Annotated in this window: 6 protein-coding genes; 3 read left to right on the top strand and 3 right to left on the bottom strand. The window is 66.8% G+C overall.

Annotated elements, in window-relative coordinates; translation table 11 throughout:
* Positions 1-2: 2 nt before the first annotated feature.
* A complete protein-coding gene (glgX, locus tag AC5Y4Q_RS00315; RefSeq protein ID WP_064923836.1) occupies positions 3-2,201 on the bottom strand; it encodes a glycogen debranching protein GlgX in 2,199 nt (732 codons plus the stop codon).
* A gap of 161 nt (positions 2,202-2,362) precedes the next feature.
* Here glgX and malQ point away from each other — a divergent pair, with 161 nt between their 5' ends.
* From malQ to AC5Y4Q_RS00300, 3 genes are read left to right on the top strand one after another with little or no spacing between them, the layout of a single operon-like run.
* Positions 2,363-4,387: a 4-alpha-glucanotransferase gene (malQ, locus tag AC5Y4Q_RS00310; RefSeq protein WP_499957486.1), complete on the top strand. Its 2,025-nt coding sequence runs from the start codon at positions 2,363-2,365 to the stop codon at positions 4,385-4,387.
* Positions 4,388-4,417: 30 nt separating this feature from the next.
* The gene (gene treS, locus AC5Y4Q_RS00305) at positions 4,418-6,208 is read left to right on the top strand and encodes a maltose alpha-D-glucosyltransferase (RefSeq protein WP_064923837.1); all 1,791 of its coding nucleotides are present in this window, start codon (positions 4,418-4,420) and stop codon (positions 6,206-6,208) included.
* The gene (locus AC5Y4Q_RS00300) at positions 6,205-7,560 is read left to right on the top strand and encodes a maltokinase N-terminal cap-like domain-containing protein (protein ID WP_065019337.1); all 1,356 of its coding nucleotides are present in this window, start codon (positions 6,205-6,207) and stop codon (positions 7,558-7,560) included. Before treS ends, AC5Y4Q_RS00300 begins: the two co-directional genes overlap by 4 nt.
* Positions 7,561-7,654: 94 nt before the next feature.
* On the opposite strand, the gene glgB is transcribed toward AC5Y4Q_RS00300, so the two are convergent.
* Together glgB and AC5Y4Q_RS00290 are read right to left on the bottom strand one after the other, a co-directional pair.
* Positions 7,655-9,871: a 1,4-alpha-glucan branching protein GlgB gene (gene glgB, locus AC5Y4Q_RS00295; protein ID WP_125224917.1), complete on the bottom strand. Its 2,217-nt coding sequence runs from the start codon at positions 9,869-9,871 to the stop codon at positions 7,655-7,657.
* A 7-nt stretch (positions 9,872-9,878) separates the two neighbouring features.
* A complete protein-coding gene (locus AC5Y4Q_RS00290) occupies positions 9,879-11,996 on the bottom strand; it encodes an alpha-1,4-glucan--maltose-1-phosphate maltosyltransferase (RefSeq protein WP_125224916.1) in 2,118 nt (705 codons plus the stop codon).
* Between the last annotated feature and the right edge of the window lie 42 nt (positions 11,997-12,038).

Genomic DNA, 12,038 nt, shown 5'->3' with positions numbered 1-12,038 from the left:
CGTTAGCGCACTTTCCGCAAGACGAGCAGCGAACGAGCCGGCACCGGGATCTCGCCGCCGGCCTGCACCGGCTGTTCGTCCGGGGACACCGGCGAGGCGGTGTCCAATTCGACGGTCCACTCTTGCGCGTAATCCCCTCCGGGAACGGCGAACCCGACCGTCTCCTCGTGCGCATTGAAGCACAGTACAAATGAGTCATCCACCACCCGTTGGCCGCGCACATCGGGCTCGCGGATCGCCTCACCGTTGAGGAACACCATGATGCACTTGTCGAAGCCGTTGTCCCAATCGTCTTGGCTCATCTCCTGGCCGGCCGGGGTGAACCACGCGATGTCACCGATCTCGTCACCGTGGCGGACCGGGCGTCCTTCAAAGAACCGCCGACGCCGAAACACCGGGTGGTCCTTTCGCAGCTGCGTCACCCGGCGGGTGAACGCCAGCAGATCGGAATTCTTCTCGGCCAGCGACCAATCCATCCAGGCGAGTTCGGAGTCCTGGCAGTAGGCGTTGTTGTTGCCGTGCTGGGTGCGGCCCATTTCGTCGCCGTGGGCGATCATCGGGGTGCCTTGGGACAGCATCAGGGTGGCCATGATGTTGCGCATCTGGCGGGCCCGTAGTGCCAGGATGTCCGGGTCGTCGCTGGGGCCTTCCACACCGCAGTTCCACGACCGATTGTGGCTCTCGCCGTCGGTGTTGTCGTCACCGTTGGCCTCGTTGTGTTTTTCGTTGTAGGAGACCAGGTCATGCAGCGTGAATCCGTCGTGGGCGACGACGAAGTTGATGCTGGCTCCGGGCCGGCGCCCGGTGGCCTCATACAGGTCCGACGAACCCGTGAGCCGAGAGGCGAACTCGCCCAGCGTCTCCGGCTCGCCGCGCCAGTAATCACGCACGGTGTCGCGGTACTTTCCGTTCCATTCGGTCCACAGGCCGGGGAAATTGCCGACCTGGTAACCGCCTTCGCCGACGTCCCACGGCTCGGCGATCAGCTTGACCTGGCTGACCACCGGGTCCTGCTGGATCAGGTCGAAGAAAGCCGAAAGGCGGTCGACGTCATAGAATTCGCGAGCCAATGTCGATGCCAGGTCGAAGCGGAAACCGTCGACGTGCATCTCGGTCACCCAGTATCTCAGTGAATCCATGATCAATTGCAGTGCATGCGGGTGGCGCGCGTTGAGGCTGTTTCCGGTGCCGGTGTAATCCATATACATGCTGCGGTCGTCGTCGACCAGCCGATAGTAAGCGGCGTTGTCGATCCCCCGGAAGTTGATGGTCGGGCCGAGGTGGTTGCCTTCGGCGGTGTGGTTGTAGACCACATCGAGGATCACCTCGATACCGGCTTCGTGGAAGGTGCGCACCATCGTCTTGAATTCCGCGACCGCTGCACCCGGCTGCTGGTTCGCCGCATACGCGCTGTGCGGGGCGAAGAAGCCGAACGTGTTGTAGCCCCAGTAGTTTCGCAGGCCCAGCTGCAACAGGCGGTCGTCGTGCATGAATTGGTGTACCGGCATCAGCTCGATAGCCGTGACATTGAGCGCCTTGAGGTGGTCGATGACGGCCGGGTGAGCCAATCCGGCGTAGGTACCGCGCAGCTCCTCCGGGATGCCCGGATGGGTCTGGGTCATGCCCTTGACATGCGTCTCGTAGATGATCGTCTCGTTGTAGGGCGTCTTCGGTGGCCGATCGGCTGCCCAGTCGAAGTACGGGTTGATCACCACGCTGGTCATGGTGTGTCCGAGCGAATCGACTCTCGGCAGGGTTTCGGCTCGCGGTGGGTCGTCACCGGCTGCCATGTCGTAGGAGAACAGCGCCTGAGAAAAGTCGAAGTCGCCGGCGAACGCGCGGCCGTACGGGTCGAGCAACAGCTTGCTGGAATCGCAGCGGTGTCCGGCCGGCGGGTCGAACGGTCCGTGCACCCGGTAGCCGTAATGCTGCCCCGGGGACACCGTCGGCAGGTAGGCGTGCCAGACGTACCCGTCCACTTCCTCGAGCGGGATACAGGTCTGGTCACCGCTCTCGTCGATCAGGCACAGGTCGACCTTCTCGGCGATCTCGGAGAACAGCGCGAAATTGGTTCCTCCGCCGTCGTAGGCGGCGCCCAGCGGCGCGCTGTTGCCCGGCCAGCTGGTGGGCGACGTCGGTGGGGTATCGGCTGGCTCCCTGACACCGGTGCCATCCCTTGCCGGATCTCGGGTAATGCCCATGTTCACCCAATCTCGTCAGGACTTTCGATAGTTCGACACCTTCGGCCGGGGTGTGGCTACCCGCCTGTCGGGCGGTCAAACTATCGCTGCCTACGACACTACGGTCAGCGCACCACAGACCGCCGCTTTCGCCGACGGCCGAGGCGGGTATAGCCGTTGTCGTGACCAGCTCGCCCGAACCCGTGCCCGACGACCTGCGCCGGCTGGCCGCGGCACACGGTGTTGCCACCGCCTACCGCAACGAGCGTCGCGAGGTGGTGCACGTCGATGCCGACGTCGTGATCCGGGTGCTGCGGCTGCTCGAGGTCGAGGCCCGCAGCACAACCGACCGCCGTGGCGAGTTGAAGAGGCTCGCAGAACGCGAGCACGCGGGTATATCGCCTCCGACGGCCGCGGTACGGGTCACCGGTGGGCCGCTCCCGTTTCCCGGGGCCGTTGCCCTGGCGGGCGAGGACGGCGAGCGTATCGCGGTGCGCGATGAACTGCCGGCCGGCCTGAGGCCGGGGTGGTATCAACTTGCGCTGCGCAACGACCAGCAGATCACCCTGGTGGCGGCCCCGGCTCAGGTCCCGTCGGCGCCCGCGACCTGGGGCTGGATGCTGCAGTTGTACGCGTTGCGGTCCGCCCGCTCGTGGGGCGTCGGCGATCTGGCCGATCTGCGGGACTGGGTGACGTGGACTGCCGCCGAGCACGCAGCCGGGGCGGTGCTGCTCAACCCGCTGCACGCCCCCGGGCCGACGCATCCGGTGCAGCCGTCGCCGTACACGCCGTCGAGCCGGCGGTTCGCCAACCCGCTGGCGCTGTGCATCGGCGACCTCGACGCGTATCGGCGCGCCGACCCGGACACCCGAGCGGAAGTCGATGCGCTGCGGGTCGCTGCGGACACCGCGCGAATCGACTACGACCTGGTCTGGGCGGCTAAACGCGCGGCGCTGGAATTGCTTTGGCGGGCAGAGGGCCGCCCCTGCCCACTGGACGAGTCGCCGGCCGGCGCGGCGTTGCGGGACTGGTCGACCTACTGCGCGCTGGCCGAGCGCCATGGCGCTCGGTGGACGGCGTGGCCGGCGCCGCTGCACGACGCGGCCGGCCCCGCGGTGGCAGCGGCGCGGCGCGACCTCGCCCCGCGGGTCGCGTTTCATGCCTGGGTGCAGCAGCGCTGCGCCGAGCAGCTGCTGGCGGTGCAGGCCGCCGCACACGGCTCGGGCATGGCGCTGGGGGTGCTGCACGACTTGGCCGTGGGCGTCGACGCCGACGGCGCGGACGCCTGGGCGCTCGCCGACGTGCTGGCCGGTGCAGCGAGCGTCGGGGCGCCGCCGGATACGTTCAGCCCGCTCGGCCAGGACTGGGGGCTACCGCCCTGGCGGCCGGACCGGCTGGCCGCCACCGGCTACAGCGCGCTGCGCGACATGTTGCGGGCCGTCCTGGCCCACGCCGACGGGGTGCGGATCGATCACGTCGCCGGGTTATGGCGGTTGTGGTGGATCCCGCCCGGTGAGGGTCCCGAGCGCGGCACCTACGTGCACTACGACGACGATGTCATGCTCGCGGTGTTGGCGCTGGAGGCCCATCGCGCCAATGCCGTCGTCATCGGCGAAGACCTGGGCACCGTCGAACCGGAAGTCACCCGGGCACTGGCCGACAACGGGATGCTGGGGTGCGCGGTCTCCTGGTTCACCCGCGACGAATCAGCACCCGGCCAGCCGTTGCTTCCGGCCGCGAAATGGCCGGCTCCGGTCGCCGCCAGCATCTCCACCCACGACCTGCCCACCGCCGCCGGATTCTTGGGCGCCGAGCACGTGCGGGCACGCGCCGAGCGGGGACTGCTCGACGACGTGGCCGCCGCACAAGCGGCCGCGGACAAGGAACGCGCCGAGTGGCTGGCGCTGTTGAGGGCCGAAGGCCTGCTTGAGCCCGGTGAAGGCCAAGGCACCGGCGACAGCGAGAAGATCATCGCCGCCATGCACCGCTTCCTGGCGGCCACCCCGAGCCGGCTCAAACTGGTCTCCCCCTACGACGTGCTGGCCGACCCGTGTCAGCCCAATCTGCCGGGAACCGTCGATGAATATCCGAACTGGCGACTGCCGCTGTCGGAGACTCTTGAGCAGCTGCGCACCGACCCGAGAGTCGCCCGCACCGTAGCGTTGTTCTCGGCCGGGCACGGCCGCGAACAAGCATCCGTCAAGTAATCGCGTCCCGAATGGGGTACAAGTCGAGACATGGCCGCCGACGTTGACGACGAGTTTGGTCAAGACCTCCCAGACCCCGCAGCGGGTAGCCATGTCGAGGACGGCGTCGTGGAGCACCCCACCGCCGACGACTTCGGCGACGCCGCGGCCCCGCCGGCGGACCCGGTCTGGTTCAAGCGTGCGGTGTTCTATGAGGTGCTGGTCCGGGCCTTCTACGACTCCAACGGGGACGGCATCGGTGACCTGCGCGGCCTGACCGAGCGACTGGACTACCTGCAGTGGCTCGGCGTCGATTGCCTGTGGCTGCCGCCGTTCTACGATTCGCCGCTGCGCGATGGCGGCTACGACATCCGGGACTTCTACAAAGTGCTGCCGGAGTTCGGTACGGTCGACGATTTCGTCGAACTGGTCGACGCCGCACACCGGCGCGGCATCCGGATCATCACTGATCTGGTGATGAACCACACCTCCGACAGCCATCCCTGGTTTCAGCAGTCGCGCCATGACCCGGAGGGTCCCTACGGCGACTACTACGTGTGGAGCGATACCAGCGAGCGCTACGCCGGAGCCCGGATCATCTTCGTCGACACCGAGGAGTCCAACTGGACGTTCGATCCGGTCCGCCGGCAGTTCTACTGGCACCGGTTCTTCTCGCATCAGCCCGACCTGAACTACGAGAATCCCGCGGTCCAGGAAGCGATGCTCGACGTGCTTCGGTTCTGGCTGAACCTGGGCATCGACGGTTTTCGGTTGGACGCGGTGCCCTACCTGTTCGAGCGAGAAGGAACCAACTGCGAAAACCTTCCCGAGACACACGATTTCCTCAAACGCTGCCGCAAGGTCGTCGACGACGAGTTCCCGGGCCGGGTGCTGCTGGCCGAGGCCAATCAATGGCCCACCGACGTCGTCGAGTATTTCGGCGATCCCGCGACCGGGGGGGACGAGTGCCACATGGCATTTCACTTCCCGTTGATGCCACGCATTTTCATGGCGGTACGCCGCGAGTCGCGCTTCCCGATTTCGGAGATCATGGCGCAGACGCCACCAATCCCCCAGCTGGCGCAGTGGGGCATCTTCCTGCGCAACCACGACGAGCTGACGCTGGAGATGGTCACCGACGACGAGCGCGACTACATGTACGCCGAATACGCGAAAGATCCGCGGATGAAGGCGAATGTGGGGATTCGGCGCCGGCTGGCCCCGCTGCTGGACAAGGACCGCAACCAGATCGAGTTGTTCACCGCACTGTTGCTGTCGTTACCCGGCTCGCCGATTCTCTACTACGGTGACGAGATCGGCATGGGTGACATCATCTGGCTGGGTGACCGCGACGCGGTGCGCACCCCGATGCAGTGGACACCCGACCGCAACGCCGGTTTCTCCACCGCGAATCCGGGCCGGCTCTACCTGCCCCCCATTCAGGACGCCGTCTACGGCCATCAGTCGGTCAATGTCGAAGCACAACGCGACACTTCGACGTCTCTGCTCAACTGGACCCGCACCATGCTCGCCGTTCGGCGCCGGTACGACGCCTTCGCCCTCGGCGAGTTCCGCGAACTGGGCGGCTCCAATCCGTCGGTGCTGGCCTACGTGCGGGAGATTCCGGGTGACGACGGGAATACGGTCCTATGCGTCAACAACCTGTCGCGGTTTCCCCAGCCCATCGAGCTGAATCTGCAGCACTGGGATGGCCACACGCCGGTGGAATTGACTGGGTCAGTGGAGTTTCCGCGGATCGGAAAGCTCCCCTACCTGCTCACCCTGCCCGGCCACGGCTTCTACTGGTTTCAACTGTGCGGGCCAAAGGAGGAGATGTCATGACTCGTGACACCGGCGACCCAGCGGGCCTGCCGTGGGCGGAATGGCTGCCGACCCGACGCTGGTACGCAGGGCGTAACCGGCAGCTGGCCGGCGCAGACCCCACCCTGGTGGTGGAGTTGGGTGACGGGCTGGATCTGGTGCTGATCGACGTCGCCTACACCGAAGGCCCCACCGAGCGCTACCAGGTGCTGGTCAGCTGGGATGTCGACCTGCCCCCGGAATACGCCCAGATCGCGACGATCGGAACTCACCGTGGGCACACCGCCTACGACGCGCTGTATGACGCTGGGGCAGTCCAGGCATTGTTGTCGCTGATCGATTCGTCGGCCGAACGCGGCGACGTCAGCTTCACACCGGAGGCAGGGGTGTCGCTGCCGGCCCGGGCGGATTCTCGGGTATCGGAAGCCGAGCAGAGCAACACCAGCGTGATCATCGAGGAGGAAGTGGTCCTCAAGGTGTTCCGCCGGCTCAAAGAAGGCATCAATCCCGACATCGAGTTGAACTCGGCGCTGGGCCAGGCCGGCAATCCGCACGTACCGCGACTGTTGGGCTCCTATCAGATCGAGTTGCCCGGCGACTCCCGCGCGGCGCCCTACGCGCTGGGGATGGTCAGCGAATACGCGGCGAACTCGGCCGAGGGTTGGGCGATGGCAACGGCCAGCGTGCGTGACCTGTTCGCCGAAGCCGACCTGTACGCCCACGAAGTCGGTGGCGACTTCGCCGGCGAGTCTTATCGACTCGGGGAAGCCGTCGCCTCGGTGCACCGCGCCCTCGCTGACAGTCTGGGGACATCCGAAGCGGTCTTCCCGGCGCAGGCTCTGCTGTCTCGGTTGACCGCGACGGCGGCGACGGTGCCGGAAGTGCGCCCGCACGTGGCCGCCATCGAAGCGCGATTTCAGGAGCTGGCTGGGGAGAAGATCACCGTGCAGCGAGTTCACGGCGATCTGCATCTGGGCCAGGTGCTGCGCACCCCGAACGGTTGGCTGCTCATCGATTTCGAGGGCGAACCGGGTGCACCGTTGGCGGAGCGCCGCCACCCGGATTCACCGCTGCGGGACGTCGCGGGGGTGCTGCGCTCCTATGAGTACGCCGCATACGGGAAATTGGCCGACCTGTCGCGGGACGGGCAAGACCGGCAACTGGCCACCCGCGCCCGCGAATGGCTGGACCGCTGTCGCAGCGCCTTCTGCGAAGGCTACGGCGCGGAATCCGGTTCCGACCCTCGTGATTACGCCGCGCTGCTGGCCGCCTACGAACTCGACAAGGCGGTCTATGAGGCCGGCTATGAAGCCCGGCACCGGCCGGCGTGGCTGCCGATTCCGCTGCGAGCACTGACCCAGCTCACGGCGTGATCGCGAGCGCGGCGGAGCCGGGCGAAGCGGGTCACGCCCATCAGCCCGGCGTGATCGCGAGCGCGGCGGAGCCGGGCGAAGCGGGTCACGCCCATCAGCCCGGCGTGACAGTGGGTTCCAGCCACAGCGCCGAGAGCGGGGGCAGAACCAGCACCGCGGAGGCCGGCCGGCCGTGGCGGGGTTCGTCCACGGCGTCCACGCCACCGAGGTTGCCGGCGCCGCCGCCGCAGTAGTCGACGGCATCGGTGTTGAGTAGCTCGCGCCACCGGCCGACGAACGGCAGGCCGAGGTGGTAGCCGGTGTGCGCCACCCCGGAGAAGTTGAACACCGCGGCCAGCGCGGAGCCGTCCGCCCCGTAACGCAGGAAGCTCAGTACGTTGTTGGCCGAGTCGTTGGCGTCGATCCAGGAATAGCCGGCCGGGCTGATGTCTTGGCTCCACAATGCGGGGTGTTCACGGTAGACGGTGTTGAGATCGCGTGTCAGGCGCAGGATTCCGGCGGAGAATCCGGCCGCCTCGCCTTCGAGCTGGAACCAGTCCAATCCGCGCTCCTCGGACCATTCCGCGCGCTGACCGAACTCCTGGCCCATGAACAGCAGCTGCTTGCCGGGGTGGGCCCACTGGTAGGCCAGCAGAGTGCGTACCCCGGCGGCCTTGGCGTGATCGTCGCCGGGCATACGGCTCCATAGCGTGCCCTTGCCGTGTACCACTTCGTCGTGGCTGATCGGCAGCACGAAGTTCTCGCTGTAGGCGTAGAGCATTGAGAAGGTCATCTCGTGGTGGTGGTAGGAGCGGTGCACCGGGTCATGCCCGAGATAGGCGAGGGTGTCGTGCATCCAGCCCATGTTCCACTTCATCGAAAAGCCCAGGCCGCCAAGGCTGGTCGGCCGGGAAACTCCCGGCCATGAGGTCGATTCCTCGGCGATGGTGGCGATACCGGGCGCCGACTTGTGTGCGGTGGCGTTCATCTCCTGCAGGAACTGCACCGCCTCCAGGTTCTCTCGGCCGCCGTAGATGTTGGGCGTCCAGCCGCCCTCGGGTCGCGAGTAGTCCAGGTAAAGCATCGACGCCACCGCATCGACGCGTAGCCCGTCGATGTGGAACTCGGTGAGCCAGTACAGCGCGTTGGCGACCAGGAAATTACGCACCTCGGGGCGGCCGAAGTCGAACACGTAGGTGCCCCAGTCGAGTTGTTCGCCGCGGCGCGGATCGGCGTGCTCATACAGCGCGGTGCCATCGAATCGGCCCAGCGCCCAGGCGTCTTTCGGGAAGTGTGCCGGCACCCAGTCGACGATGACGCCGATGCCGGCGCCGTGCAGCGCGTCGACCAGCGCACGGAAGTCGTCGGGCGTGCCGAACCGGGCCGTCGGCGCATAGTAGGAGGTGACCTGATAGCCCCATGACCCGCCGAACGGATGCTCGGCGACCGGAAGAAGTTCGACGTGGGTGAACCCTTGTGCCACCACGTATTCGGTCAGCTCGGCGGCGAGCTGCCGGTAACTCAGGCCGGGACGCCAGGATCCGAGGTGAACTTCGTAAATGCTCATCGCTTCGAACAGCGGGTTCCCGGCAGCGCGGCGGCTCATCCAGTCGCCGTCGGTCCAGGTGTACTCGCTGGTGGTCACGCGGGAGGCGGTCTGCGGCGGCGTTTCGGCCGAGAACGCCATCGGATCAGCCCGCTCGGTGACGACATCGTCGGCGCCGTGGACCCGGAACTTGTACAGGCCACCGATCGGGAAGCCCGGCCAAAACAGTTCCCACACACCGGAGGAGCCCAGTGCCCGCATCGGCGCACCGATGCCGTCCCAGCCGGTGATGTCACTGATCAGACCGACCCCCTTGGCGTTGGGCGCCCACACCGCGAACGACACCCCGGTCACCGTCCCGTCCGGGGTGGTGAACGTGCGGGGATGGGCGCCGAGCACCTCCCATAGCCGTTCGTGGCGGCCCTCGCCGAACAGGTGCAGGTCGATCTCGCCCAGCGTGGGCAGGAAGCGGTATCCGTCGGCGACGATCTGGGGTTCCGCGGCGCCGGGGTAGTCGATCTGCAGCCGGTAGTCGATCAGGTCGGCGAACGGCAAGGTCGCGGCGAACAACCCGTTACCCAGGGGTTGCATCGGCACCCGGTCGCCACCCACCCAGACCGTCGCGGCCTCCGCGCCCGGCCGCAGCGTGCGGATCACGGTGCGTTCACCGTCGTCGTGGGCACCGAGGATCGCATGCGGATCGTGATGCGCGCCGGACAGCAACCGGTCGACGTCCTCGGGTTTCACCGCCGGCCCACGGCTGGGCGTGTGCTTGCTTCGTGTCATCGAGTCCTCACCTCCGATGCACCAGGCTGGCTCGCGCGTCGGCATGAATCACCGGCATATTGACGATATGGGCGACCGCCCGGCTCGGCTCGAGTCGGACGTAATTGTCCTGCCCCCACTGGTATTCCTCCCCGCTGATCTCGTCGCGCACCCAGAACCGCTCGTAGGGCTCCATCCCCAACGCCGGCAGGTCCAGCGATAATGTCGCCTCCTCGGCAGTGAACGCGTTGAGCGTCACCACCACCAGCACGGTGTCGCCGGTGACCGGGTCGAATTTGCTGTAGGCCAGCAGCGCATCGTTGTCGACGTGATGAAAACGCAAGGTACGCAGTTGCTGCAGGGCGGGGTGTTGCCGGCGAATGGCGTTGAGACGGGCGATGAACGGCTCCAACGATCTGCCCTCGCGCATCGCGGCGGCGAAATCACGTGGCCGCAGTTCGTACTTCTCCGAATGAAGGTATTCTTCGCTTCCCTCGTGCAGCGCCTGGTGTTCGAACAACTCATAGCCGGAGTACACCCCCCACGAGGGGCCCATCGTCGCCGCCAGCACCGCCCGGATCGCGAACATGCCGGGGCCGTGATGCTGCAGGCTGGCATGCAGGATGTCGGGGGTGTTGACGAACAGATTCGGGCGGCGGAAATCAGCGAACTCGGCGATCTCTTCGGCGAATTCGGTCAGTTCGGCCTTGGATGTGCGCCAGGTGAAGTAGGTGTAGGACTGGGTGAAGCCGAGCTTGGCCAGGCCGTACTGGCGCACCGGCGGAGTGAACGCCTCGGACAAGAACAATACATCGGGATCGGCGGACTTGATCTTCGCGATCAGCCAGGCCCAGAAGCCGGGCGGTTTGGTGTGCGGATTGTCGACCCGAAACACCTTGACCCCGTGGTTGATCCAGTGCTGCACCACCCGCAGCACCTCGGCATACAAGCCGGCCGGGTCGTTGTCGAAGTTCAACGGGTAGATGTCCTGATATTTCTTCGGCGGGTTCTCCGCGTAGGCGATCGTCCCGTCCGGTAACTCGGTGAACCACTGGCGGTGCTGGTTGACCCACGGGTGATCGGGAGCGCACTGCAACGCCAGATCCAGGGCGACCTCTAACCCGAGTTCGCCTGCTCGGGCGACGAACCGGTCGAAATCGTCGAGCGTGCCCAACCCGGGATGCACGGCGTCATGACCGCCTTCGTCGCTGCCGATCGCCCACGGCGAGCCGACGTCACCCGGTTCGGCGACCGCGCTGTTGTTGCGGCCCTTTCGGTGCACCTTCCCGATCGGATGGATCGGCGGCAGATACACCACATCGAATCCCATCTCGGCGATCCGCGGTAACGCCGCCGCCGCGGTGGCGAGCGTGCCGTGCACCGGATTGCCGGCGGCGTCTCGCCCGCCGGTGGAGCGGGGAAACATCTCATACCAGGCGCCGAACCGGGCCAGCGGTCGATCCACCCAGACGTGAAACTGTTGGCCGCGAGTGAGCTGGTCACGCAGGGGGTGCGCGGCGAGCAGCTCGCAGACCTCATCGGACAACGCCGGCGCCGAGCGGGTTGCCGGGTCGCCGGGTTCGCGCAGCGCCGCAGCAGCCGCCAGCAACGGCTCACGCTCGCGGGCCGGCATCCCCGCGGCGGCACGGGCGAACAATTCCGCGCCGCTCAACAGATCGTTGGACAGCTCGGCCTCGCCTTGCCCGACGTCCAGCTTGGCAAGCACCGCATCGCGCCAGGTGCGGATCGAATCGGTCCAGCCCTCCACCCGAAACACCCACAAACCGACCCGGTCCGGGACGAACTGGCCGTGAAACACATACGGTTGTGCACCGGTCGCCATCGGAAACTGCAACGGTTTGGCCCGAGGCGCCACGGCGACGGGGGTCTGCTTGTCGGCGCGGATGCCCGGCGGTTCGGCGAGCCTCGAGGGAGGAGAGGCGAGGCTGGGACCGCCGCATGAACCGGACGGCTGCGGATAATCCGGTCCCAGGTAGCGCACGGCCAGGGTCGCCGCGACGACCTCGTGTCCCTCACGCCAGACGTCGGCAGCGACCGGCACTACCTCCCCGACCACCGCCTTGGCGGGATGCCTGCCGCAGGACACAACCGGCGTAACGCCATCGACCTCGATTCGGCCCGGCACCCACTCCTCCGTTCGTCGGCTGCGATTCGGTGAGTGGGTACC

It is taken from the genome of Mycobacterium sp. NGS16, from assembly GCF_059813225.1.
Note: the sequence above shows the minus strand (reverse complement) of the source record. Positions and strands in the feature narration are given on the sequence as shown.

Excerpts from the sequence above, each read along its gene's own strand:
- glgB (WP_125224917.1), bottom strand. The coding sequence starts at position 9,871 with ATGACACGAAGCAAGCACACGCCCAGCCGTGGGCCGGCGGTGAAACCC.
- AC5Y4Q_RS00300 (WP_065019337.1), top strand. The coding sequence starts at position 6,205 with ATGACTCGTGACACCGGCGACCCAGCGGGCCTGCCGTGGGCGGAATGG.
- treS (WP_064923837.1), top strand. The coding sequence starts at position 4,418 with ATGGCCGCCGACGTTGACGACGAGTTTGGTCAAGACCTCCCAGACCCC.
- glgX (WP_064923836.1), bottom strand. The coding sequence starts at position 2,201 with ATGGGCATTACCCGAGATCCGGCAAGGGATGGCACCGGTGTCAGGGAG.